The organism is Actinospica acidithermotolerans (genome assembly GCF_018139625.1).
Lineage (GTDB): Bacteria > Actinomycetota > Actinomycetes > Streptomycetales > Catenulisporaceae > Actinospica > Actinospica acidithermotolerans.
The window spans coordinates 47,240-71,662 of sequence record NZ_JAGSOH010000017.1 but is presented as its reverse complement, the minus strand read 5'-3'; the positions used below and the strand labels follow the sequence as shown (position 1 = coordinate 71,662).

At 69.9% G+C, this 24,423-nt stretch carries 17 protein-coding genes; 9 read left to right on the top strand and 8 right to left on the bottom strand.

The window, feature by feature from the left end; all coding sequences use genetic code 11:
• Nucleotides 1–110 precede the first annotated feature (110 nt).
• On the top strand, nucleotides 111–2,876 hold the full coding sequence (locus KDK95_RS09070; RefSeq protein ID WP_212517604.1) for a PKD domain-containing protein: 2,766 nt from the start codon (nucleotides 111–113) through the stop codon (nucleotides 2,874–2,876).
• Nucleotides 2,877–2,949: 73 nt separating this feature from the next.
• Here the strand turns inward: KDK95_RS09070 and KDK95_RS09065 are convergent, their stop codons facing one another.
• Entirely contained in the window at nucleotides 2,950–3,672 is a 723-nt protein-coding gene (locus KDK95_RS09065) for an SDR family oxidoreductase (protein ID WP_212517603.1), read from the bottom strand.
• Between the two features lie 202 nt (nucleotides 3,673–3,874).
• Between KDK95_RS09065 and KDK95_RS09060 the strand changes: the two genes are divergently transcribed.
• The 4 genes from KDK95_RS09060 (at nucleotide 3,875) to KDK95_RS09045 (ending at nucleotide 10,595) form a co-directional block, all read left to right on the top strand.
• Nucleotides 3,875–4,492, top strand: coding sequence for a MarR family winged helix-turn-helix transcriptional regulator (locus tag KDK95_RS09060; RefSeq protein WP_212517602.1), 618 nt, complete (start codon nucleotides 3,875–3,877; stop codon nucleotides 4,490–4,492).
• Entirely contained in the window at nucleotides 4,486–6,222 is a 1,737-nt protein-coding gene (locus KDK95_RS09055) for an ABC transporter ATP-binding protein (RefSeq protein ID WP_212517601.1), read from the top strand. Before KDK95_RS09060 ends, KDK95_RS09055 begins: the two co-directional genes overlap by 7 nt.
• Complete coding sequence (locus KDK95_RS09050; protein WP_307844288.1) at nucleotides 6,219–8,288, top strand: ABC transporter ATP-binding protein; 2,070 nt, start codon at nucleotides 6,219–6,221, stop codon at nucleotides 8,286–8,288. Before KDK95_RS09055 ends, KDK95_RS09050 begins: the two co-directional genes overlap by 4 nt.
• 186 nt (nucleotides 8,289–8,474) lie before the next feature.
• The gene (locus tag KDK95_RS09045) at nucleotides 8,475–10,595 is read left to right on the top strand and encodes a transglycosylase domain-containing protein (protein ID WP_212517600.1); all 2,121 of its coding nucleotides are present in this window, start codon (nucleotides 8,475–8,477) and stop codon (nucleotides 10,593–10,595) included.
• A 131-nt stretch (nucleotides 10,596–10,726) separates the two neighbouring features.
• On the opposite strand, the gene KDK95_RS09040 is transcribed toward KDK95_RS09045, so the two are convergent.
• Nucleotides 10,727–11,803, bottom strand: a complete 1,077-nt coding sequence (locus tag KDK95_RS09040) for a MerR family transcriptional regulator (RefSeq protein ID WP_212517599.1) — start codon at nucleotides 11,801–11,803, stop codon at nucleotides 10,727–10,729.
• A gap of 275 nt (nucleotides 11,804–12,078) precedes the next feature.
• On the opposite strand from KDK95_RS09040, the gene KDK95_RS09035 reads away from it, so the two are divergent.
• Entirely contained in the window at nucleotides 12,079–12,543 is a 465-nt protein-coding gene (locus KDK95_RS09035; RefSeq protein WP_212517598.1) for a hypothetical protein, read from the top strand.
• Between the two features lie 47 nt (nucleotides 12,544–12,590).
• Here the strand turns inward: KDK95_RS09035 and KDK95_RS09030 are convergent, their stop codons facing one another.
• The 6 genes from KDK95_RS09030 to KDK95_RS09005 all read right to left on the bottom strand — a co-directional run bounded on the left by KDK95_RS09030 (nucleotide 12,591) and on the right by KDK95_RS09005 (nucleotide 20,501).
• The gene (locus tag KDK95_RS09030; protein ID WP_212517597.1) at nucleotides 12,591–13,451 is read right to left on the bottom strand and encodes an amidohydrolase family protein; all 861 of its coding nucleotides are present in this window, start codon (nucleotides 13,449–13,451) and stop codon (nucleotides 12,591–12,593) included.
• Nucleotides 13,452–13,473: 22 nt separating this feature from the next.
• Nucleotides 13,474–14,472 (bottom strand): aldo/keto reductase, encoded by a 999-nt coding sequence (locus tag KDK95_RS09025; RefSeq protein ID WP_212517596.1) that lies wholly within the window; start codon nucleotides 14,470–14,472, stop codon nucleotides 13,474–13,476.
• Nucleotides 14,469–15,227, bottom strand: a complete 759-nt coding sequence (locus tag KDK95_RS09020) for an SDR family NAD(P)-dependent oxidoreductase (RefSeq protein WP_212517595.1) — start codon at nucleotides 15,225–15,227, stop codon at nucleotides 14,469–14,471. The genes KDK95_RS09025 and KDK95_RS09020 overlap by 4 nt, the downstream gene beginning before the upstream one ends.
• Nucleotides 15,224–16,579 (bottom strand): enolase C-terminal domain-like protein, encoded by a 1,356-nt coding sequence (locus KDK95_RS09015; protein WP_212517594.1) that lies wholly within the window; start codon nucleotides 16,577–16,579, stop codon nucleotides 15,224–15,226. Before KDK95_RS09015 ends, KDK95_RS09020 begins: the two co-directional genes overlap by 4 nt.
• A gap of 69 nt (nucleotides 16,580–16,648) precedes the next feature.
• Complete coding sequence (locus KDK95_RS09010; RefSeq protein ID WP_212517593.1) at nucleotides 16,649–19,045, bottom strand: pectinesterase family protein; 2,397 nt, start codon at nucleotides 19,043–19,045, stop codon at nucleotides 16,649–16,651.
• A 10-nt stretch (nucleotides 19,046–19,055) separates the two neighbouring features.
• The gene (locus KDK95_RS09005) at nucleotides 19,056–20,501 is read right to left on the bottom strand and encodes a glycoside hydrolase family 28 protein (protein ID WP_212517592.1); all 1,446 of its coding nucleotides are present in this window, start codon (nucleotides 20,499–20,501) and stop codon (nucleotides 19,056–19,058) included.
• A 381-nt stretch (nucleotides 20,502–20,882) separates the two neighbouring features.
• On the opposite strand from KDK95_RS09005, the gene KDK95_RS09000 reads away from it, so the two are divergent.
• The 3 genes from KDK95_RS09000 to KDK95_RS08990 all read left to right on the top strand — a co-directional run bounded on the left by KDK95_RS09000 (nucleotide 20,883) and on the right by KDK95_RS08990 (nucleotide 24,338).
• Nucleotides 20,883–21,533, top strand: coding sequence for a GntR family transcriptional regulator (locus KDK95_RS09000; RefSeq protein ID WP_212517591.1), 651 nt, complete (start codon nucleotides 20,883–20,885; stop codon nucleotides 21,531–21,533).
• A 91-nt stretch (nucleotides 21,534–21,624) separates the two neighbouring features.
• A complete protein-coding gene (locus KDK95_RS08995) occupies nucleotides 21,625–22,605 on the top strand; it encodes a dihydrodipicolinate synthase family protein (RefSeq protein WP_212517590.1) in 981 nt (326 codons plus the stop codon).
• The gene (locus KDK95_RS08990; protein WP_212517589.1) at nucleotides 22,602–24,338 is read left to right on the top strand and encodes an IlvD/Edd family dehydratase; all 1,737 of its coding nucleotides are present in this window, start codon (nucleotides 22,602–22,604) and stop codon (nucleotides 24,336–24,338) included. The genes KDK95_RS08995 and KDK95_RS08990 overlap by 4 nt, the downstream gene beginning before the upstream one ends.
• Nucleotides 24,339–24,423 lie beyond the last annotated feature (85 nt).

Here is a 24,423-nt window from a genome sequence, read left to right as displayed (position 1 = left end):
AGAAATTTATTAAAATCGGCCCTCAGGGTCCTTGTCTTCGGCGGGGATCGCCCGGACCATACGGGCGTTACCCACCCACTCGCGCCCCGCGATTGCCATAAGGAGCAACGATGATCGGGCGTAAGACAAGGATGGCGCGCGCGGCAGCGATCCTGGCCGCCGTCGTCCTACCCACCACGTTCAGCCTCGGCGCGGGCTCGGCCTCGGCCGGCGCCGGAACCCGCCACCCGGCCACCGGGGTCGGCTCGTGCACCCTCAAGGGCTGGAACCCGAAGGCCGATCCGGCGGACGCCAAGAGCCTGCCGGTCGGCAAGCGGCCGCAGAGCTACATCCCCGACAACTACGACTGCACCGGCGCGGTGTTCGCGGCACCGGGCACGGAGTTCCGGAAGTTCCCGCAGCCGCACGATTTCACCATCGTCAACCGTCCCTCGATCGCGCCGCGCGACCTGAACCAGGCCGAGGTGCAGACCCCGGAGACGGCGACCAACCCGCTCGCCCCGTACTTCCCGCCGTTCCAGCACTTCGTGATCATCTACCGGGAGAACCACACCTTCGACGACTACCTGGGCGACTGCGCGACCACCGTCATCGCCGGCTGCAACGGCAAGGTGGAGAGCACCAACCACATCAGCTCGGTGCCGTACCTGCACTCGATGGCCAAGACCTACGCGCTCGACGACTCCTACAGCACGGGGACGCAGCCGCCGAGCGGCCCCAACCACTGGTGGCTGTTCTCCGGGCAGTCGCAGTCGAGTTCGCAGCAGCAGACCTACCCGGGCAACGGCACGCAGTTCGACCGGTTCCTCACCGGCGACGACGGTCCCGAGGACGAGGGCACCAGCGCGTGCACCGCGCCGACGGGCACGAGTAGCGGCAGCAGCCCGTACACGTTCGTCATGAACGGCGACTTCTACTGGATGCTCAGCAGCGGCAGCGGCTACTGGCGCAACCCGGCCGACGGCAAGCTCGAAGTGCTGCCACCGGACCGGCCGGGCACGACCATCCCGGAGGAGCTGCACTACAACGAGTACACGTGCAGCGGCCAGAACATCCCGGACACGACGGTCGCGAACGACTACGACAACTTCGTGAAGACGAACGGCCTGCCGGCCTACAGCTTCGTGGAGCTGTTCAACGACCACCCCGGCACCTACCAGGACATCCCGACGAACGACTCGGCGACCAACGACGTCGTGAGCTCCCTGATGAGCAACCCGACGTACAAGGACAACACGCTGATCATCGTCACGGAGGACGACACCCAGAACGGCAACAACGGTCCGGACCACGTGAGCAACACGTACCGGGTGCCGATCGTCGTGATCGGGTCGCCGACCTACGTCAAGCAGCACTACCTGAGCCATGTCGCGTACACCACGAGCAACGTTCTCGCGGCGATGGAGCGGACGATGGAGAACGTCAAGTCCGGCATCATCAACTCCAGCGACAGCATCGGCACGTCCACGTTCCCGATGACGACGGCGGACCAATCGGCTCTGGGTGATCCGCTGGAGGACTTCTGGGTCCAGGGATCGACACCGCTGTCGGCCTCGGCGACGGGCTCTCCATCCACGGGCAACGCGCCGCTGACGGTGAACTTCACCGGCACGGCGACCGGCGGCACGGCTCCGTACACGTACAACTGGACCTTCGGCGACGGCGCGACGAGCACGGCGCAGAATCCGAGCCACACGTATTCGGGTGCGGGTACGTACACTGCGACGCTTACCGTGACCGACGGCTCGTCGCCTGCGAAGACGGCTACGTCCCAGGTCACGACCAACGTGAGCGCGGTCGGCAATCCGCTTGCGGCGACAGCCTCCGCGAATCCGACATCCGGCCAGATTCCCCTGGGAGTGACATTCACCGGCACGGCGACCGGCGGCACGCCCGGCTACACGTACAGCTGGAACTTCGGTGACGGATCGGCGGTGAGCACGAGCCAGAACCCGAGCCACACGTACTCGGCTGCGGGCACGTACACCGCGACGCTCACGGTCACCGACAGTGCAAGCCCGGCGAACACGGCATCGTCGACCGTCACCATCACGGCATCGCCTGTGCAGGGAACTGCACCAGGAGCGCCGACAGGGCTGACCGCGTCGCCTGGGACCGGCCAGGCATCACTGAGCTGGACGACGCCCTCGAGCAACGGAGGCGTCAACATCACCTCGTACAAGGTCTACCGCGGCACGTCGAGCGGTACCGAGACGCTGCTGACCTCAGGCGGCTGCTCGGGACTCGGCGCGGTGAATTCGTGTACCGATACCGGGCTCACGGCAGGCCAGACGTACTACTACAAGGTCACCGCCGTGAACGCGATCGGGGAAAGCGCGCAGAGCAACGAAGCGAGCGTCACCCCGACCGGCACCGGCTGTCCGTCCTCGCAACTGCTCGGCGATCCAGGCTTCGAGGGCGGCGCATCGAACACCGCGCCGTGGACAGTGACCTCGACGCATTCGCCGGTCGAGGTGATCAACAGCAGCACGTCGGAACCGCCGCACAGCGGAACCTATGACGCCTGGCTCGACGGCTGGGGCACGACCGACACCGACACGCTCGCGCAGACCGTGACGCTGCCGAGCGGCTGTACCAACTACAACCTGAGCTTCTGGCTGCACATCAATACCGCCGAGACCTCCACCTCGACCGCGTACGACACGCTCAAGGTGCAGGTGCTCAACTCCGGCGGCACGGTCCTTTCGACCCTGCACACCTACTCCAACCTCGACCACAACACCGGCTACGCGCAGCACACCTTCAGCCTGGCCTCGTACGCCGGCCAGACCGTCACCCTCAAGTTCACGGGTGCGGAGGACTTCGAGTATCAGACCTCGTTCGTCCTCGACGACACCGCGCTCAACGTGAGCTGAGGTAACGCAACGCCCAGGGTCGGCCGCCGGAAAGCCATCCGGCGGCCGACCCGTTTTTGCTACGGCGTGGCGCTTACGGCTTGAGCCGCGCGCCGCCCTCGACCGGGACCACGATGCCGGTGACGAACCGATTGCGCACCAGCAGCGCGATGACGTCGGCGATGTCCTCGGGCTTGCCCACCCGGCCGACCGGGGTTCCGGCGACGAAGCTGTCCAGCACGGCGGCGCGCTGCTCGGGCGGCACGACGCGGTTCCACCAGGCGGTGTCGACGACGCCCGGCGAGACGCAGTTGACGCGGATCGGAGCGAGTTCCAGCGCGAGGGTCGGGACCAAGGTCTCGACGGCGCCGTTGACGGCGGCCAGGCCGGCCGTGCCCGGCAGCGCCTGCTGCGCCGAGGCCGCGCTGACCACCGTGATCGAACCCTGATCCTCGGCCAGGTAGGGCAGCGCGGCCTGGATGGTGTGCGCGAGGCCGATGAACTTGGTCCGGAAGGCCTCCTCGAGAGCATCGAGGTCGAGTTCGGCCAGCGGGCCGGGGGCGCCGGTCCCGGGCGCCGTGACGACGAGGTTGTCGAGCGAGCCGAGCTCGGCGAACAGCGCGTCCAGGGCCGGGCGGTCGCCCGTCGACGCGACCCGTCCCTGCGTGCCCTCGCCGCCGATCTCGGCCACCGCCTGCTTCATCCGCTCCGCGTCCCGGCCCACGACGGTCACCCGGTGGCCCTCGGCGGCCAGCTGCCGCGCGGCGGCGAGGCCGATCCCGGCCGTGCCGCCGACGATCACGGTGTGCTGCGCCATGACAGACAGACTCCTCCCGTAATTACGAGACATTCTGCCTCGGAAAGGCTCCAGCCTATTACGAGACATAATGTCCAGTAAAATGGGGCTATGGAGCGCGATGAGGCGCTCGCCGACGAGCTCACGGAGGCCGTGCTGCGGCTGCTCGGGCCGGTCGGAAAATAACTTTGCGCCCTAACAGTTAGGGCACTAACCTTTTCGCGTGCGAGAGGATCACGCGAAGTCGCTGCACGCCGCCTTCCACAGCGCGGCGTCCGACCCGGAGGAGTTCGCCGGCCTGCGCAGGCGGCTGCTCGACTCGCCGCTGATGCGGCTGGTCGGGCTCGCCGGGCAGTCCGTCGGCCACTCCTTCCGGCGGGTATTCGCGGAGGAGGACGGGCTGAGCCCCGGCTCCGCCGCCGTGCTCAGCGCGCTCGCCTTCGGCACCGGCCGCGGTCTCGACGCCGGCACGCCGGGCCGGGCGACGCACAGCGAACTGGCCAAGCGCTGCCTGATCACCCCCGCCACCCTCACCGGCATCGTCTCCACGCTGGAGAAGGCGGGCTACGTCCGCCGCGAGCGCGACCAGGCCGACCGGCGCGTGGTCTGGCTGCTGCTCACCGAGACCGGCCATGAGCGCGCCGAGCAGATCGGCGCCCGCTTCGCCGCCGCCAACGAAGCCATCACGCGCGACCTCGATCCGGAACTCGAGGAGTCGCTGCGCAACTTCCTGATCACCGTGATCGAGAACAACTTCGCCATCGTGCAGGAGATCCCGCCCGTGTCAGACAACGACGTCCACGCCACCGACCAACCGAACCGGGGGAACGCACAGTGCTAGTCAAGCTCTTACGCGAGTACCTGCGGCCGTATCGAAGGCCGATCGCCTTCATCGTCGGGCTGCAGTTCCTCGCCACGCTCGCGATGCTCTACCTCCCGACGCTGAACGCCGACATCATCGACACCGGGGTGCTGACCGGGAACACCGGCTACATCTGGCGGACCGGCGCGCTGATGCTGGGGATCACCCTCGGCCAGATCGCCTGCCAGATCTGCGCCGTCTACTTCGCCGCGCGCACGGCGATGGCCGTCGGCCGGGACCTGCGCTCGGCGCAGTTCCGCCAGGTGCAGCGCTTCTCGGCGCGCGAGATCGGCGGCATCGGCACCCCGTCGCTGATCACCCGCAGCACCAACGACGTGCAGCAGGTGCAGATGCTGGTGCTGCTGTTCTTCATCATGACGGTCTCCGCGCCGATCATGATGGTCGGCAGCATCGTGATGGCGCTGAACCAGAACGTCACGCTCTCCGGGCTGCTGGTCGTGATCATCCCGGTGCTCGCCATCGTGCTCGGCCTGATCATCTCCCGCATGGTGCCGCTGTTCCGGGCCACGCAGGGCAAGCTCGACTCGATCAACCGCGTGCTGCGCGAGCAGATCACCGGCGTGCGGGTGGTGCGCGCGTTCGTCCGCGACGACCGCGAGCGCGACCGCTTCGAGGACGCGAGCAACGAGCTGCTGCAGGTCTCGCTCGGCGCGGGCAAGCTGATGTCGCTGATGTTCCCGTCGGTGATGCTGGTCGTGAACCTCTCCAGCGTCGCGGTGCTCTGGTTCGGCGGGCACCTGATCAACGACGGCCGGATGCAGATCGGCGCACTCACCGCGTTCCTCAGCTACCTGATGCAGACGCTGATGTCGATCATGATGACGGTCTTCACGTTCATGCAGGTGCCGCGCGCCACGGTCAGCGCCGAGCGCATCCGCGAGGTGCTGACCACCGAGAGCAGCGTGGTGCCGCCGGCGAACCCGCGGGTGCCCGACGCGGTGCACGGCACGATGGAGCTGCGCTCGGCCGAGTTCTGCTACCCGGGCGCCGAGAAGGCGGTGCTGCAGGACGTGAGCCTGCTGGCCCGGCCCGGCGAGACCACCGCGATCATCGGCTCGACCGGCGCCGGCAAGACCACGCTGCTGTCCCTGATCCCGCGGCTGATGGACGTGACCGGCGGCGCGGTGCTGGTGGACGGCGTGGACGTGCGCGAACTCGACCCGGACGTGCTGACCAAGGCCGTCGGCTACGTGCCGCAGCGCCCCTACCTGTTCTCCGGAACCGTGGCGAGCAACCTGCGCTACGGCAACCGGGACGCGACCGACGAAGAGCTCTGGCACGCGCTGGAGATCGCGCAGGGCAAGGACTTCGTCGAGGCCATGCCGGACGGCCTGCAGTCGCCGATCGCCCAGGGCGGCACGAACGTGTCCGGCGGCCAGCGGCAGCGGCTCGCGATCGCGCGGGCGCTGGTGCGCCGGCCGGAGATCTACCTGTTCGACGACTCCTTCTCCGCCCTCGACTACGCCACCGATGCGCGGCTGCGCGCCGCGCTGGCGCGCGAGACGCGGGAGGCGACCGTCGTCATCGTCGCGCAGCGGGTGAGCACCATCCGGCACGCCGACTCGATCATCGTGCTCGACGCCGGCCGGGTGGTCGGCACCGGCACGCACGCCGAACTGATGGACGGCAACGAGACCTATCGGGAGATCGTGCTCTCCCAGCTGACGGAGCAGGAGGCGGCGGCGTGAGCGGCGAGCAGCCCCAGGACAGGCGCCCGGCCGGAGCCGCGCCCGGCGGAGCACCCGCGGGCACCGCGCCCGGCGGTGCGGCCACCGGCACGGCCGGCGAGCGCGTCGTACCGCAGCGCGGGCTCGGCCCGCAGGCCGGCGAGCGGCGCGGCGGCCCGGCCGCGTTCATGGCCGGACGGTCCACCGAGAAGGCGCTGAACTTCAAGGGTTCGAGCAAGCGGCTGCTGAGCACGCTCAGCCCCGAGCGTCCGCTGATGATCTTCGCGCTGACGCTGACCGCGATCGGCGTGACGCTGAACGTGCTCGGCCCGAGGATCCTCGGCAACGCGACCAACCTGATCTTCGCCGGCGTCGCCGGCAAGGACACGGCGCAGTTCGCCGGGGAGACCCGCGCGCAGGTGCTGGCCGACCCGCACGTGCCCGCCGCGATCCGCTCCGTGCTCGGCAGCGTCGACTTCACACCCGGCGTCGGCCTGGACTTCGGCGCGATCGGGCGCACGCTCGGCACGGTCGCCCTGATCTACACCTTCTCCTCGCTGATGCTGGCCTTCCAGGGCCGGATCACCACGTCGCTGGTGCAGCGCGCCGTCTACCGGATGCGGCGGGACGCGCAGGCGAAGCTGTCGCGGCTGCCGCTGAGCTACTTCGACGGCCAGCCGCGCGGCGAGATCCTCTCCCGGGTCACCAACGACATGGACAACCTGTCGCAGACCCTGCAGCAGACGCTGAGCCAGATCGCCCTGTCGCTGATGACCATCGTCGGCGTGCTGACGATGATGTTCACCATCTCCTGGGAGCTGGCGCTGCTCGCGCTGGTGACGATCCCGGTCTCGGTGTGGCTGGCCGCGCGGATCGGCAAGCGGGCGCAGCCGCAGTTCGTCAAGCAGTGGGGCACCACCGGCCGGCTGAACGGGCACATCGAGGAGCAGTACACCGGACACACCCTGGTGAAGGTCTTCGGCCGGCAGCAGGACGCGATCGCCGAGTTCGACGAGCAGAACGAGACGCTCTACCACGCCTCGTTCAAGGCGCAGTTCATCTCCGGCTGCATCCAGCCCGCGATGATGTTCCTGGGCAACGTGAACTACGTGTTCGTCGCCGTGGTCGGCGCGCTCAAGGTCACCACCGGCTCGCTCTCGATCGGCGACGTGCAGGCCTTCATCCAGTACTCGCGCAGCTTCAACCAGCCGGTCACCCAGGTGGCCAGCATGTCGAACCTGCTGCAGTCGGCGGTGGCCTCGGCCGAGCGGGTCTTCGCGCTGCTCGACGCCCCCGAGCAGGCCCCGGACGACACGCACGCGCCGACCGTGGACCAGGTGCGCGGGCACGTGGAGTTCGAGGACGTCTCGTTCCGCTACAAGCCGGACGTGCCGCTGATCCAGGACCTGTCGCTGTCGGTCAAGCCGGGCCAGACGGTCGCGATCGTCGGCCCGACCGGCGCCGGCAAGACCACCCTCGTCAACCTGCTGATGCGGTTCTACGAGATCGACGAGGGCCGCATCACCCTGGACGGCGTGGACATCGCGAAGATGACCCGCGAGGATCTGCGCTCGCGCACCGGCATGGTGCTGCAGGACGCGTGGCTGTTCGGCGGCACGATCGCGGACAACATCGCCTACGGCGTGCCGTCGGCGACGCGGGAGCAGATCGTCCGGGCGGCGCAGGCCACCCACGTGGACCGCTTCGTGCGCACGCTGCCGGACGGCTACGAGACCGTCCTGGACGACGAGGCCTCCTCGGTCTCGGCGGGCGAGCGGCAGCTGATCACGATCGCGCGGGCCTTCCTGGCCGAGCCGGCGATCCTGATCCTGGACGAGGCGACCAGCTCGGTCGACACCCGCACCGAGGTGCTGATCCAGCGCGCGATGAACTCGCTGCGCCAGGGCCGCACCAGCTTCGTGATCGCGCACCGGCTCTCCACGATCCGGGACGCCGACCTGATCCTGGTGATGGAGGACGGCCGGATCGTCGAGCAGGGCACCCACGACCAGCTGCTGGACGTCGGCGGCGCCTACGCGCGGCTGTACGAGGCGCAGTTCGCGCAGGCCGTGGCCGAGGTCGAGTAAGCGCACAGATCGCAGTGCAGTCCGCGGCGCCCGGCTCCCACCGGGCGCCGCGGCGTCTTCCGGGGTCCGACGAGCGCCCCGACGATCTTCATGGAAGGGCCGCCTGCACCGAATCGCCGCCAGTACGCCGCCGTTTTGCTCCGAACGCCCTCCCCATGCGGGTGCGACGGGATTAACCTCTAGGGCATGGCGAGCACGGGCGGGGTGCAGCGCGGCATCGACCGGATCACCGGATTCCTGATCGGTCTGATCTCCTTCATCGTGGTCAGCGCGCTCGCCGGCGCCCTGGTCGCGGGCATGGTGCTGCCGGCCGTGGCGGGCGTGGGCCTGGGCGCGAAGGCCGTCTCCGACCACTTCCTGACGCTGCCCGCGGCCTTCCAACTGCCGGAACTGCCGCAGCGCAACACGATCGAGGCGTCCGACGGCTCGGTGATCGCGACGACCTGGAACCCGGACAACGAGAGCAACCGGGTGGTCGTGCCGCTCTCGAAGATCAGCGTTCTGATGCAGCACGCGATAGTGGCGGTCGAGGACCAGCGCTTCTACCAGCACGGCGGCATCGACCTGAAGGGCACGCTGCGCGCGCTGATCCACAACTCGAACGGCGGCAGCCTCCAGGGCGGCTCGACGATCGCGCAGCAGTACGTGAAGAACGCGCTGGAGCTGGAGGCCGGCGACAACACGCGCCTGCGCGACGCCGCGCAGGCGGACACGTTCGCCCGCAAGCTCACCGAGCTGCGCGACGCGATCTCGCTCGTGCAGGAGATGAGCAAGGATCAGCTGCTCTCCGGCTACCTCAACCTGATCTTCTACGGCAACGGCGCGTACGGCGTGCAGGTCGCGGCGCAGACGTACTTCGGCACGTCGGCCGCGAACCTCGACGCCGACCAGGCCGCGATGCTCGCCGCGATCGTCAACAGCCCGAGCCAGTACAACCCGTTCACCAACGCGGGCCCGGTGCTCCAGCGCCGGAACCTCGTGCTCGCGGACATGGCCAAGCAGGGCTACCTGACGGCGAAGCAGGCCGGCGCCGACGAGAAGCAGCCGCTCGGCCTGAACCCGGGCAACGAGACGGACGGCTGCGTGGGCGCGGGCAACGAGGCGTTCTTCTGCACCTACGTCTACGACACGTTCATCGACAACACGGCGTACGGATCGACGAAGGCCGCGCGCGAGCACCTGTGGAACGAGGGCGGACTCGTCGTCAGGACGACGCTCGTGCCGCAGGACCAGGCGTCCGGCGCGAAGGCCGTCGCCGACCACACCAATCCCGGCGACAAGGTCGCGAGCGCACTGGCCATGATCACGCCCGGAACCGGTGCCATCACCGCGATCGCGCAGTCGAAGCCGATGGGCAGCGGCTACGGCGAGACGTACGTGGACCTGGCCGCGGATCCGTCGCACGGCGGCGGAGGCGGGTACCAGGCCGGCTCGTCGTTCAAGATCTTCGAGGGCCTCGCGGCGCTGGAGGACGGCTGGGACCCGTCGACGAAGTTGACCGTGGCCAGCCCGCTGGTCGAGGGCGGCCTGCGGCTGCCGGTATGCGTGCCAGGCCACCCGAAGACGATCATCTGGCCCGCCAGCTACTCGCCGAACAACGACGACGGCAGGGGCTTCACCGGCACACTGCCCGAGGCGTACTGGTACTCCGTCAACACCTACTTCCTGACGCTGGAGACGCAGACCGGGCTGTGCCTGCCCGCCACGATCGCGCAATCGATGGGCGTCACCCTGGACAACGACACCGGCACCGGATCCCCGCTGGAGCAGATCGCCTCGTTCACCCTGGGCACGAACCTGATCACCCCGGTCGAGATGGCCGCCGCCTACGCGACCGTCGCCGCGCACGGCGTGTACTGCCGCCCCTACGTGATCACCGCGGTCGCCGGCCTGACCGGCCGCCAGTACCCGGCCGAGCACCCGGACTGCGCCCAGGTCATCGACCCCAACCTGGCGAACGAGCTGACCGCGATGCTGGAAGGCGTGCTCACCCAGCCCGGAGCGACCGCCCAGGGCCTGGGCCTGGACCGCCCGTCGGCCGGCAAGACCGGCACCACGACGCAGTCGATCGCGACCTGGTTCGACGGCTTCACCCCGCAGCTGGCCACCGCCGTCTGGACCGGCTTCATCAGCCCGCGGCGCGGCGACTTCATGGGCTACATGACGGTCGGCGGCACGTACTGGGCCCAGCAGATCTTCGGCGCCACCATCTCCGCGCCGACCTGGCAGGAGGCGATGGCGGGCGCGCTGAAGGGCCAGCCGGTGGAGGACTTCACCGCCCCCACCGGCTTCCCGCCGATCGGCTGACCCGCTGCTCCGTCGCGGCCAGCACCTGTGTCGGGGCCCGCCGTTGCGTCGCGGCCCACCCCTCCGTCGCGGCCGGCGCATGCGTCGCAACTCAGCTCTCGTCCCGTCCGCGGCGGAAGTCGCCGTCTTCCCTACTCGGCGACGTGCGCGACGACGCAGGCCACGTTGTCCTCCCCACCCGCCTGGCCCGCGAGCTCGATCAGGGCCGCGACCGCCTCCGCCGGCTCCTCGCTCCCCTGCACCACACGCCGGATCTCGGACTCCGCGACACTCCGCGAGAGTCCGTCCGTGCACAGCAGGTACCGGTCCCCCGCGCGGACGTCCGTGACGCGCAGTTCCGGCTCCGGCGTCGTGTCGCTCGCGCCGACGGCCTGCACGAGCAGCGTGCGCTGCGGGTGTGACTCGGCCTCCTGCGGCGTGATCCGGCCCTCATCGAGCATGGACTGCACGAGGGTGTGGTCGTGGGTGATCTGCCGGAGGCTGCCGTCGCGCAGCAGGTACGCACGCGAGTCGCCGATGTGCACGAGCCCGAGCTCCGAGCCCGTCCACAGCATCGCGGTGAGCGTCGTGCCCGACGACGACTCCTCGCCGATCTCCCCCACCGCCCGGTGGGCCCGGTCGACCGCGTCCTGAAGCACGTTCAGCAGGTCGCCCGACTCGACGGCGTCGACCGCCCGCAGCGTGTCGATCGCCCTGCTGCTGGCCGCGTCGCCGCGCTCGCCGAACCCGTCCGCGACCGCGAACAGCCGCGGCCCCGCGTACGCCGCGTCCAGGTTCCGCGTGCGCACCGAACCGCGATCGGACAGCGCGGCGTACCGCATCCGCAGGGGCCGCGCAGTGGTCTGACTGGTGGTCATGATGTCGTCCTTCCCTGACAACTGCTCGATGAGGAAGGCGACGAGCTCGCGCCGGGCCGCCGTGTCAGCCTCGACCCGCGCCCAGTACTCGCGGATCTCGCCGACGGCCGCGCCCCGATCGCTTTCCCGCAGGTCGCATACCCGCCGAATCCCCGCGAGCGGCATCCCGACCCGCCGCAGCCACGCGACCAACCGCGCCCGCTCCAGCTGAGCGGGCGCGTAGTACCGGTAGCCGGTCTCCGGGTCGGTGCAGGCCGGCGGCAGCAGGCCGATCTCGTCGTAGAGCCGCAGCGCCTTGATCGAGAGCCGCGACGTGCGCGCGAACGCCCCGATGGTCAGCAGTGCCTCCACCGCAGGGCCGTTCGCCGCCGTACCCGCACTCGCGCTAGCACCCGGCCCCGTGGCCCCGTCCGCCGCCATAGTCCGCACCCGTTCCCTCTCGCATGCCTTCCTCAGCCCGGCGGCCGAATCCGCCCGGCCCCGCCGATGCTGGGCCCGGCCCTGAGGGGAGAGTCAAGCACGTGGGTCAACGGTGACGTTCACGGCGTCGGGTTGACGCCCTTGCGCGCCGCCCTTGCGCGCCCGTTGCGGCCGCGCGGGGAGCGAATATCTGGCAACATACTGCTATGGCCTTTCAGCCGCCCTACGGGCCCCCGCAGCAGCCCTACCAGCAGGGACAGCAGCCGTGGGGAGAACCCATGGACGCCGCGCAGGCCGCGGCGCAGGGCGCGGGTCCGGTGCTGGTGACGATCGGCGACATCGTGTGCACCAGCACCACCGTGATCACTCCCTCGGGCCAGGCACCGATCGGCGGCGTCGTCTGGTCGTACACGGACATGTCCCGGACGACCCGCGGCATCCCCACCTGGGCGATCGTGTGCGCTGTGGTCTTCTTCGTGTTCTGCCTGCTCGGCCTGCTGTTCCTGCTGGCCAAGGAGGAGCGCACCGAGGGCGCGGTCCAGGTCGTCGTCCAGGGCCCCGGCTTCCTGCACCAGGTGCAGCTGCCGGTCGCCTCGGTGTTCCAGGCCCAGGACTACGCCGCCCGGGTCAATTACGCCCGCTCTCTTTCGGCGGCCGCTTCGGGGCGCTGAGGCCTTCGGCGCGTCTTTCTGTTAGCCGGGCGGCTCGTCGCGGCCGGCTACAGGCCGTAGACCCGTGCCGCCGTGCCGCCGAATACCGCCGCCCGCTCGTCTTCGCTGAGATCGTCGGTGAGGGTGCGGGCGGACTCGAAGACCTCGGTGTAGGTGGCGGCGAGCAGGCAGACGGGCCAGTCGGAGCCGAACATCACGCGGTCGGGGCCGAAGGCCTCGAGGGCGGTGCGGACGTAGGGTTCGAGGTCTCCTATGGTCCACGTGTTCCAGTCGGCCTCGGTGACCATGCCGGAGAGCTTGCAGACGACGTTGCGCTCGGCGGCGAGCTCGCGGAGCCAGGTGGCCCAGTGGGGGTCGGGGGACGAGGCGGCGTCGGCGATGGGGGGTTTGCCCAGGTGGTCGAGGACGAAGGTGAGCTCGGGGACGGCCCGTACGGCGTCGAGCGCCGCGCGGGCCTGGGCGGGCCTGACGAGGAGGTCGTAGGGCAGGCCTGCCTCGGCGACGGCGCGCAGGCCGCGTCGGACGTCGGTGCGGGTGAGCCAGGCGGGGTCGGGCTCGTCCTGGACGAGGTGCCGGATGCCCTTGAGCATGTGCCCGCCGGGCGCCTTGCGCAGCGCGTCGAGGCCGGCGGCCGGGTCGTCGGCGGTGAGGTCCATCCATCCGACGACGCCGGCGATCAGCTTGTTGCAGGCCGCGAAGGCGAGGAACTCGCGGGTCTCGTCGACGGAGGCGGCGGCCTGGACGAGGATCGTCACATCGACGCCGGACGCGCGCGCCTCGGGCTCGAGCTCCTCGACGGGGAAGTCGCGCCAGATCGGCTTGAGCTCGGGGGCTCGCAGCCACTCCTGGGCGCGGACCTTCAGGTCCCACAGATGGTGGTGCGCATCCACGATCGGAGTAGCCGTCATATCTTTCAGCACCTCGTTGACGTCAGACTTCGTTGTCCCGGTCAATCAATCCGCGCTCACGCAGACTCTGCCACAGCATCTCCGGTATCGGTACCCCCGCCATCGCGGCGCAATCCCGGGCCTGAGCGGCGTCCCGGATGCCGATGAGTGCGCTGGCCACGGCGGGGTGGGCCAGGCCGAATTGCAGGGCGGCGGCGCGGAGCGGGACGCCGTGTTCGAGGCAGATTTGCTCGATCTCCAGCGCACGGTCGATCAGTTCGGGCGGGGCGGGGGCGTAGTCGTACGTGGCGGCGTTCCGCGGGTCGGCCAGGAGACCCGAGTTGAAGACGCCCCCGAGGACGATCGCGACGCCGCGCGCCTCGGCGGCGGGGAGCAGGTCCCTGCTCGCGCTCTGATCCAGCAGCGTGTAGCGGCCCGCGAGGAGCACGACGTCGATGTCGGTCTCGGTGACGAAGCGCGTCGGGACGGCGCTCTGGTTCATGCCGACGCCGATCGCGCGCAGCACACCCTCCTCGCGCAGCTTCTCGAGCGCGGGGTACGCCTCGTCGAGCGCCTGCTCGACGTGGTCGTCGGGGTCGTGGAGGTACGCGATGTCGATCCGCGACAGGCCGAGGCGTTCGAGGCTCTCCTCGATGCTGCGGCGCACGCCGTCGGCGGTGAAATCCCAGCGGCGGGTGACGGTGGCGGGGACTTCGAAGCCCTGGTCGTCGGCGGCGTGGATATCGGCGGGGTCGACGTCGGGGACGGGGTCGAGGAGGCGGCCGACCTTCGTTGAGAGGACGTAGTCGTCGCGGGGGTGGTCGCGCAGGGCCGCGCCCAGGCGGCGTTCGGACAGGCCCAGGCCGTAGTGCGGCGCGGTGTCGAAGTAGCGGATGCCGGAGTCCCAGGCTGCGTCCACGGCGGCGTGGGCGGCCTCGTCGTCGATGGCTGTGAAGAGGTTGCCCAGGGGGGCTCCGCCGAAGCCGACCTTTCCGAGCGTCAGCGGCGGCAGCGACCTCGGCCGAGGCTGCGGCGCGGTCATGCGGCGGGGCGAGGGCGCAGGCCGGTGAAGCCGCCGTCGACCGCGAGCGACGTGCCGGTGACGGAGGCGGCGAGCGGGGACGCGAGGTACGCGATGGCCGCGGCGATCTCAGGGGCCGTCACCAGGCGGCCCATCGGCTGACGCGCCTCGAGGGCCTTGCGCTCGGCCTCCGGGTCCTCGGCGGCGTCGAGCAGCCGGCCGACCCACGGCGTGTCGGCCGTGCCGGGGTGCACGCAGTTGACGCGGATCCCCTCGCGCAGGTGGTCCGTGGCCATGGCCAGCGTCAGGGCGTAGACGGCGCCCTTCGTCGCGCTGTAGAGCGCGCGCTGCGGGAGGCCCGCGACGGCGGCGATGCTGGCGGTGTTCACGATCGCGGCGTGCTCGGACTCGCGAAGGTGCGGCAGGGCGGCGCGGGTGACGCGGACCATGCCGACGACGTTCACGTCGTAGACCCGGTGCCACTGCTCGTCGTCGTTGTCCTCGACGGTGCCGGCTGCGCCGATGCCCGCGTTGTTGACCAGGATGTCGATGCCGCCCAGGGCCTCGGCGGCGTTCGCGATCGCGGCGCGGACGGACTCGTCGTCGGCCACGTCGGCGACGAAGCCGAGCTTGGGGTCGGGCGCGGACGACGGATCCAGGTCGAGGACCGCCACCGCGGCGCCGCGCTCGGCGAGCAGGGTGGCCGTGGCCAGGCCGATGCCGGATCCGCCGCCGGTGACGACGACCTTGAGACCGGAGAATTCCGCACTGCTCACGCTGCGACTCCTTCGTTGCGCTCACGCAGGTCTGCCATCCAGAACGTACCGTCGGGGAACCGGTACGTCGCGATGGATTCGGGGTGCATCTCGGCGGAGAAGCCGGGGGCGCTCGGCGCGAGGTAGCTGCCGCCGCTGATCCGCACCGGGTCGGTGAAGTGCTCGTGGAGGTGGTCGACGAACTCGATGACGCGGTCGTCCGTGGTGCCGGTCAGGGCCACGTAGTCGAACATCGACAGGTGCTGCACGAGCTCGCACAGGCCCACGCCGCCCGCGTGCGGACACACCGGCACGCCGAACTTGGCCGCCAGCAGCAGGATCGCGAGGTTCTCGTTCACGCCGGCCACGCGCGCGGAGTCGAGCTGGAGGATGTCGATCGATCCGGCCTGGAGCAGTTGCTTGAAGACGATGCGGTTCTGCACGTGCTCGCCGGTGGCGACCTTCACCGGCGCGACGGCCCGGCGGATCGCGGCGTGGCCCAGGATGTCGTCGGGGCTGGTCGGCTCCTCGATCCAGTAGGGGTCGAACTCGGCCAGCGCGCCGACCCAGTCGACCGCCTCGGGCACGTTCCAGCGCTGGTTCGCGTCGACGGCGATGCGCAGTTCGTCGCCGACGGCGGCCCGCGCGGCCCGGAACCGGCGCACGTCGTCCTCGAGGTCGGCGCCGACCTTCAGCTTGATCTGGGTGAATCCGTCGGCGACGGCCTGCTTGGCGAGCCGGGTCAGCTTCTCGTCGCTGTAGCCGAGCCAGCCGGGCGACGTGGTGTACGCCGGGTAGCCGGCCTCGCGCAGCCGCGCGGCGCGCTCGGCGGAGCCGGCCTTCCCGGCGCGCAGGAGCTCGAGGGCCTCGTCGCGGCTGAGCGCGTCCTCGATGTAGCGGAAGTCGATCTGCGAGACGAGCCATTCGGGCTCGGCGTCGGCGAGGAACTGCCAGACCGGCTTGCCGGCGCGCTTGGCGGCGAGGTCCCAGACGGCGTTGACCACCGCGCCGATCGCCATCTGCATGACGCCCTTCTCCGGGCCGAGCCAGCGCAGCTGGCTGTCCCCGACGAGCGCCCGGCTGATCACGCCCGGGTCGGCGCACAGCTCGTCGAGGTCGCGGCCCACGATGTGCGAGCGCAGCGCGTTGATCGCGGCCACCTGGACGTCATTGCCCCGACCTATCGTGAAGGCGAAGCCGTGGCCCGCGAGCTCCCGGCCGGCGCAGTCGGCGACGTCGGCGCGCAGCACCACGTACGCCGCCGAGTAATCAGGGTCCGGATTCATCGCGTCGGAGCCGTCGTGCTCACGCGAGGTGGGAAACCGGATGTCGTGGGTCTCCACGGCCGCGATGCGCGCGCGGGCAACCGACATGGCGCTGGGTCCTTTCAGGCTTCTGGTGGGACTGAATGTAGAAGCCCGAAGGGACCCGGCGCAAGCCATTCATCGGATGTCTTGGACCTCGACCCCCGTCCCGGTGAAGCCGAGGTTCGTCTCCCGCTCGGTGATCCGGGCGTACTGGGAGACGGTCGCGGTCGCGTCGACGTGCACGTTCCGCAGCGTGAGCACGGTCGGGTCGGCCGCGTCGTAGCCTTCGACGATCTCCTGGGCGCCCGGCAGCGAGTTCGACGCATTCGCGCCATCGATGAGGATGCCGGCGAAGTCCGGCGCGCTCGTGCCGGTGGCCGTCGCGTAGAACGGGTCGATGTCGATCGGGTTGGCCAGGTCGTTCATCACGATGTCCCGGTAGACGACGTCCTGGACGAGTCCGCCGGCGCCCGCGTACGACTTGATCCGGATACCGGCGGCGATACCCGACTCGGTGCCGTCGAGGTCCTTGCCCTCGATCAGATCGTGGTCGACGAGCACCGCCTCGACGCCGTACGCCGTACCGCTGCCGACGGAGATGCCGTGCGTGCCGAAGCACTGGTCGTTCTCGACGCTCAGGTGCGCGACCGTGGCGTCGTTGGCCTCCATCGCCACGCAGTCGTCGCCGTCCATCAGCCACGAGTCGCGGATCGTGCCGTACGCCGAGCTGTCGAAGTCGACACCGTCGGTGTTCAGCGCGGTGTCCGGCGTCTCGATGACGACGCCCTGGACGAGCAGGCCGCCACCCTGCTTGTAGTAGATGTTCTCCTTCGGCGAGTTGCGCAGGGTCACGTCGTAGACGGTGAAGTCATCGGACTTCGTGGCCTGGATCAGCCGCGGCGCATCCGACTTCAGGCCTTGGGTCTTCGCCGCGGCGGCCAGGTCCCACCAGCTCGTCGTGGTGCCGAGGAGCGGCAGGTCGCCACGGCCGTCGATGACTCCCTGGAGCGGGTTGCCGTAGTGATCGCGATGGTGATCCGACCGGATGCTCTCGATGCCGCTGGCGTTGCCGCTCACCGAGATGAAGGGCACGTAGCCGCCGGTCGTGCCGTAGTCAGAGGCCTGACGTGACGCGTAGAGCGTCACGCCGGGGTCTACGACCAGGTACTCCAGCTTGCCGATCGACAGCGGCGCGGACAGGAAGGCGGTGTCGGTGCCGTCGGCGCTCGGCGCCAGGACGACCGCCTCGCCGGTGACCGCGCACGCGGTGAGCGCCGCCTGGATCCGCGCGGTGTCGGGCGCGGCGGCCTCCTGGGCGTCGGTGAACTCGCGGTTCGCCGGGTCGGCCAAGTCCGCGTTGACCGTCTGGCAGGTGCCGGGAGTCGTCGGCCGGTCCACCTGGCGCGTGTCGCCGACCTGGCCGTTCTCGGCCACCGCTGCGGTCGCCGTGGTCACCGCGTTCGCCGATCCGGAGACGACCGGGTCCCAGCTGTCCGAGCCGGCGAGGTACTTCGTCGCGGTGTACGTGCCCTCGTTCGACGACGTGAGTTGCGGCCGCGTGGACTCGCTCGCGTTCGCGCCGTACCCCGAGTTGTCGTATTCGTAGTAACGGCCGGAGGTCCAGGTGGCGCCGCTGATCCCCAGATAGGGGTCGGTGGAGTTGACCTGCGCGGGCAGGTTCGTGTTGCGGACTACGAGCTGCGGCGAGGAGTCCGTGTACGGCTTCCACGCGCGGCCGAGGTAGACCGCGTTCGACGCGAGGCTGCTCGTCACGGTGTCGCCGGTGAGCAGGATCCCGTACGTGTCCTCGGAGTACGTCGCGGGCGCGGTCAGGTAGGCGCTGGAGTAGATGCCGTCGTTGAGGGTCTTGATGGCCGAGCGGTCCACCACAAGGTCGCCGTTGCCGAAGATGAAGTCGACGTCGCCCTCGACGGTCGAATCGTAGACGTACTGCCGCAGCTGGGCCGAGGCGGTCGAGTCCCAGGACAGCAGCGTGTCCTGGTGGCCGTAGAAGATGTCGTCCTCGTAGACCTGCCGGTCGCCCTCCATCGCGATGGCCACGGCCTGGGTCGCGGTCACCGAGGGGTAGTCCAGCTTGTCGAAGGTGTTGCTGAAGGTGATGTACTTCGCGGTGAAGTTGCTCGCCTTCACGTGCACGGTCGCCGAGCCCTCGGTGCCGTACGTGCTGCCGGTGCTGGTGTTCGTCTCCCCGGAGTAGGTGGACGAGGTGATCACGACGTCCGACGCGTTGCCGGTGGCGCCGATCAGCGACAGGTGCAGCTTGGTGGCCGGGATGTTGACCATCTCGCTGTAGGTGCCCTTGGCGATCGAGATCGTGTACGAGGTGCTGGAGTCGTCCGGCACGGCGTTCACCGCGGCTTGCACGGTGGTGTACTCGGCGCCGCTCTTGGCGACGGTGAGCGTGACCGACGCGGCCGAGGTCGCGGCGGAGGCGGGCACCGCGGCGACGACGCCGGCGGCCAGAGCCGCCGACGTCCCGGCCGCGAGCAGCATGGCGCTGCGCAGCTTCATCGGAGAGTCCTTACAGGCTCGGGTAGGCGGCGAAGGAGCAGCTCGGGGCCGAGCCGGAGCCGCTGATCTTCGTGGTGGTCACGCCGGTGCCGCTGGGCACGAGGGTCGAGTTGTAGTACGACACGTTCGCGTACTCGGCGGTGTAGCCGTTGCTGTCGAGGCTCACGTCCTCGAGCGTCAGCCCGAGCGGGTAGCTGGAGCTGTAGCCCTCGATCGCGGAGGAGGCGCTGGAGACGGAGCTGGTCTCGGTCGCGCCGTCGATGGTCACGGACTTGAAGTAGGGGTAGTTCGAGCCCGTGGACGAGGAGTAGAACGGGTTGATCTCGATCGGGTACTTCAGCTTCGTCATGCAGGTGTCTTCGTACTCGACGTTCGTGACGGTGCCGCCGACCTTGCTGTAGCTCTTGATCCGGATGCCGTTAGCGCTGCCGGACTCGGTGCCGTTGGTGTCCGTGCCCTGGATCCAGTTCTCGTTCACCAGCACCGAGTTCACGCCGTACGTCGTCTCGCTGCCGATCGAGATGCCGTGCGTGCCGTAGCAGTGGTTGCCGATGACCGAGAGGTACTCGTCCTCGGCGGAGTTTGTCTGCATGGCCACGCAGTCGTCGCCGTCCATGATGTACGAGTCCTCGACCGTCGCGTCCTTGGTCGAGTCGACGTCGACGCCGTCGGTGTTCAGCGCGGTGTCGACGGTCTTGATCCGGATGCCCCAGACGGTGAACCCGGTGCCGCCCTCGTAGTACAGGTGCTCCTTGGGCGAGTTCTCCAGGTCGATGTGGAACACGGTGAAGCTGTTCGCGTCGGTGGCCTGGATCAGCCGCGGGTTGACCTGCTTGTCCCCGTCGGCCTTGGCGGTGGCCGCGTTGGCCCACCAGGAGGTCGAGGTGCCGTAGATGTCGAGGTCGCCGCGTCCGTCGATGGCGCCCTGCGAGCCGGAGGAGGACTGGGTGCCCTCGATGCCGGAGTCGGCGCCGTCCACGGTGATGAAAGCATTGCAGCCGCTGCTCGTGCTGGAGGAGATCGAGCCGCACGTGGCGCCCGAGCTGGACTGGTAATCGGCGGCGACGCGCGAGGCGAAGAGCGTGACGCCGGTGTCGATGACCAGGTATTCGTCGGCGCCGATGGTCAGCGGCGCCGAGAGGAACGCGGTGTCGGAGCCGGAGGCCGCGAGCACGACGGCCTTTCCGGTGCCGGCGCAGGAGGTCAGGTCCGCCTGGATCCGCGAGGTGTCCGGCGGGGTGGCCTCCTGCGAGCTGGTGAACTGACGGGAGCTGGGCGTGGCCAGCGTGGAGGTGAGCGTGGCGCAGGTCCCCGGGAGCGTCGGCTCGCTGACGCTGCGCTGGTCGCCAAGGCTGGCCGCGGACGCGGGGCCGACGGGAACCGCCGTCAGCAGCAGCGTGCAGAGCGCCAGCAGGGGCAAGGGCATGAGGCGGGAGAGGGTTCGCGAAGAACGCATGAAGGCCGTCCGTATCGACGTTGATAAGCGGTGGGTGGGTCCCTCACTCGGCCGGACACCCTCATATCCGGCACACGTGCAGTCCGGGACGCTAGATGCGGATCCCGGCGGCGTCAAGGGCGTTGACGGAATCTCGTGTCACGGATACGTTCCACGGCACGTCGTATATGAGACATCGAACGACGGTCGACTCCCGCGCGGGCGGACCTCCGGCACACCCTCACTCGGCCGGGGCCTGTCCGCGCGGGTCTTTCGCCGCCATGCTCCCGCTCCCACTCCGGTGCGGGGCAACGGGAATCGGGCATTGACACCGCGGGCCGGACGGCGCTAGCGTCCCCCTCACATCGTATACGAGATACCCGATATGGAAGAGAATCCTCCATGCCTGACACGGTGATGCCCTCGGTCGCGGTGCCCTCGCGCACCGAGGCGGTGCTGGACGCGGTCAAGCACGCGATCCTCACCGGCCGGCTCACGCCGGGCCAGCCGTTGATCGAGACCGAGCTCGCGGCGCAGCTCGGCGTCTCCAAGACCCCGGTCCGCGAGGCGCTCAAGACGCTCGCGGGTGCGGGGCTGGTGACGATGAGCCCGTACAAGGGCGCCTCGGTGCGCATGGTGGACGACGCCCTCGCCCATTCCGTCTACGACATCAGGATCCTGATCGAGCCGGAGGCGGTGCGCAGGTCCGCCGCCCGGTGCGAGGCGGCGTCCTGGGAGTCGGCGGACGCCGCGCTGGACGCGGCGGACCGGGCGGCCGACCGGGCCGACCGGCAGCAGGCCAACCGGGAGTTCCACCGCGCGCTGTACCTCGGCTGCGGCAACGACCTGATGATCGGCATCCTGGACGGCCTGCGCGACCAGACGGCGCTGGTGTCCACGGCCGTGTGGACGCGCAACGCCAGCTGGGAGCAGGAGGCCGCCGAGCACCGGGCGATCCTGGAAGCGATCAGGGCCGGGCGCGGCGATCTCGCCGCGACCCTGCTGGAGGAGCATATCCGGGCCTTCGTGGACCGGAACTTCAGCCAGGTCTGACCTGGGCACGAACGAAGAAGCGGTCCGGACCGCTGCAACGGTCCGGACCGCGGAGCGATACCGCACCGCACATCCAGAGTGGGGACACAGTATGCAGTCCGATGATGGCACGGCGGGTACGCCGACGCCTATTCCGGGAGCCGGCCCGGGCGATTTCGCGCGGCAGCGACGCGCGCTGCGCGGCGTCGTCGCGATCCCGGTCACGCCCTTCGAGGCGGGCGACGAAGGGCGCCTGGTCGATTGGGAGCGGCACGGCGCGCTGATCGAGCGCCTCGTCGCCGCCGGGGTGGGCGCGATCACGCCCAACGGCAACACCGGCGAGTTCTACACGCTCGAGCCGGCCGAGGCGCGGCGCGCGACGGAGAACACGGTCAAGCAGGTCGGCGAGCGCGCGGCGATCATCGTCGGCGTCGGCCTGGACACCACGACCGCGATCAACGCCGCGAGGCACGCCCGCGAGGTCGGTGCCTCGATGGTCATGGTGCACCAGCCGGTGCATCCGTACATCTCCGGCGAGGGCTGGAGCGAATACCACCGGCGGATCGCGGAGGCGGTGCCGGAGCTCGGGATCGTGCTGTATGTGCGCGACGCGCGCATCAGCGGGGCGCAGATCGCGCGGCTGGGCGAGCTGTGCCCGAACGTGATCGGGATCAAGTACTCGGTCCCGGATCCGGTCCGCTTCGCCTCCGTGGCCATGGACGCGGGCGCGGGCCGGTTCGAGTGGGTCGCCGGGCTCGCGGAGCTCTCGGCGCCCGGGTACTTCGCGATGGGCGCGACCGGATTCACCTCCGGGCTGGTGAACGTGGTCCCGGCGATCTCCCTCGACTTCTACCGGGAACTGGCCGCCGGCGACTACGGCCGGGCGCGCTCGATCTGGGGGCTGATCCGCCCGTTCGAGGAGCTGCGCGCGGCGGACTCGTCCGCCGACAACGTCAGCGTGGTCAAGGAGGCTTTGGCGCAGCTGGGGTTGTGCCGGGCCGATGTGCGCCCGCCCTCGCGGCCGCTGCCGCGCAGCGTGCGGGATCACATCGAGGCGATCCTGGCCTCGTGGGGGGAGCGCTGGACGATATGAGCACTGCCCTGCGCTCCCAGGCCTGGTTCGGCGAGGGCGTGACCGGCGGCCACCTGCGCGCCTTCTCGCACCGCAGCCGTCTCGCGCAGCTCGGGTACGAGCCGGGCGAGTACGAGGGCAAGCCGGTCATCGCCGTCTTGAACACCTGGTCGGACATCAACCCCTGCCATATGCACCTGCGCGAACGCGCCGAGCAGGTCAAGCGCGGCGTCTGGCAGGCCGGCGGCTTCCCCCTCGAGTTCCCCGTCTCGACGCTGTCCGAGACGTTCCAGAAGCCCACCCCGATGCTGTACCGCAACCTGCTCGCGATGGAGACCGAGGAACTGCTGCGCTCCTACCCGATCGACGGCGCGGTGCTGATGGGCGGCTGCGACAAGTCCACCCCCGCGCTGCTCATGGGCGCCGCCAGCGCGGACGTGCCCGCGGTCTTCCTCCCCGCAGGACCCATGCTGCGCGGAAACTACCGCGGACAGGCACTCGGCTCCGGCACCGACCTGTGGAAATACTGGGACGAGCACCGCGCCGGACGCATCGCCGACTGCGACCTCGCCGAGGTCGGCTGCGGCCTGGCCCGCTCCCCCGGCCACTGCATGACCATGGGCACCGCCAGCACCATGACCTCGATCGCCGAGGTCCTGGGCGTGGCGCTGCCGGGTAGCGCCTCGATCCCCGCCGTGGACAGCGCGCACCACCGGATGGCGGCGAAGGTCGGGGCGACCGCGGTCGCCCTGGCCCGCGACGGCAGGAAGATCACCGGGTTCCTCACCCGGGAGGCGTTCGAGGACGCCGCCGCCACCGTCTTCGCGCTCGGCGGATCCAGCAACGCCCTGATCCACCTGATCGCCATGGCCGGACGCGCCGGAGTCGAGTTCACATTGGACGACTTCGACGTGATCTCGCGGCGGGTCCCGGTGCTGGCGAACCTGCGTCCGTCCGGCGAGCACCTGATGGAGGAGTTCTACTTCGCGGGCGGCCTGCAGGCGCTGCTGCACGAACTCAGCGCCGTGGACGGGGCACTGCATCCGGACCGGCCCTCGGTCGCGGGCGGCACCGTCGGCGGGCACTGGGACCAGGCGACCGTGCACGACCCGGACGTCATCCGAAGCCCGGACCGGCCGTGCAGCCCCGAGGGCGGACTCGCCGTGCTGCGCGGCAACCTGTGCCCCGACGGCGCGGTGATCAAGTACATCGCCTCGCAGAAACCCAGCCTGCTCAAGCACACCGGACCGGCCGTCGTCTTCGACGACTACGCCGAGCTGCGAGCCGGAATCGACGACCCGGTGCACGCCCTGACCGAGGACTCCGTGCTCGTGCTGCGCAGCGCGGGCCCGATCGGCGGACCCGGCATGCCCGAATACGGCATGCTCCCCATCCCCGCCTACCTCCTCGAGGCCGGGGTCACCGACCTCGTACGCATCTCCGACGCCCGGATGAGCGGGACCAGCTACGGCACCTGCGTGCTGCACATCGCCCCCGAATCACACGTCGGCGGGCCCCTCGCCCTCGTGCGAACCGGCGACCTGATCACGCTCGACGTCGAGGCCAGGACCCTCACCCTCGACGTCGACGAGGCCGAACTCACCCGCCGCCGCGACGCATGGCAGGCCCCCGCGCCCAAGTTCGAACGCGGATACGGCGCGCTCTACCAGTCCCACATCACCCAGGCCGACCAGGGCTGCGACTTCGACTTCCTGGCACGCCCCGGACACAACCCCCAGCCCGACCCGCACTGAGCGCTCCACGGGCTCCAAGCGCACCAACCGACATCCCGTCGGTCGCTTCGACGGCACAGCCAACCCAGAAAACATCAATGGACCA

What these genes read in the sequence shown, in the direction of transcription:
- KDK95_RS09025 (WP_212517596.1), bottom strand. Translation starts at nt 14,472, where the DNA reads ATGACCGCGCCGCAGCCTCGGCCGAGGTCGCTGCCGCCGCTGACGCTC.
- KDK95_RS08990 (WP_212517589.1), top strand. Translation starts at nt 22,602, where the DNA reads ATGAGCACTGCCCTGCGCTCCCAGGCCTGGTTCGGCGAGGGCGTGACC.
- KDK95_RS09000 (WP_212517591.1), top strand. Translation starts at nt 20,883, where the DNA reads ATGCCTGACACGGTGATGCCCTCGGTCGCGGTGCCCTCGCGCACCGAG.
- KDK95_RS09010 (WP_212517593.1), bottom strand. Translation starts at nt 19,045, where the DNA reads ATGAAGCTGCGCAGCGCCATGCTGCTCGCGGCCGGGACGTCGGCGGCT.
- KDK95_RS08995 (WP_212517590.1), top strand. Translation starts at nt 21,625, where the DNA reads ATGCAGTCCGATGATGGCACGGCGGGTACGCCGACGCCTATTCCGGGA.
- KDK95_RS09070 (WP_212517604.1), top strand. Translation starts at nt 111, where the DNA reads ATGATCGGGCGTAAGACAAGGATGGCGCGCGCGGCAGCGATCCTGGCC.
- KDK95_RS09065 (WP_212517603.1), bottom strand. Translation starts at nt 3,672, where the DNA reads ATGGCGCAGCACACCGTGATCGTCGGCGGCACGGCCGGGATCGGCCTC.
- KDK95_RS09035 (WP_212517598.1), top strand. Translation starts at nt 12,079, where the DNA reads ATGGCCTTTCAGCCGCCCTACGGGCCCCCGCAGCAGCCCTACCAGCAG.
- KDK95_RS09015 (WP_212517594.1), bottom strand. Translation starts at nt 16,579, where the DNA reads ATGTCGGTTGCCCGCGCGCGCATCGCGGCCGTGGAGACCCACGACATC.
- KDK95_RS09030 (WP_212517597.1), bottom strand. Translation starts at nt 13,451, where the DNA reads ATGACGGCTACTCCGATCGTGGATGCGCACCACCATCTGTGGGACCTG.
- KDK95_RS09005 (WP_212517592.1), bottom strand. Translation starts at nt 20,501, where the DNA reads ATGCGTTCTTCGCGAACCCTCTCCCGCCTCATGCCCTTGCCCCTGCTG.
- KDK95_RS09045 (WP_212517600.1), top strand. Translation starts at nt 8,475, where the DNA reads ATGGCGAGCACGGGCGGGGTGCAGCGCGGCATCGACCGGATCACCGGA.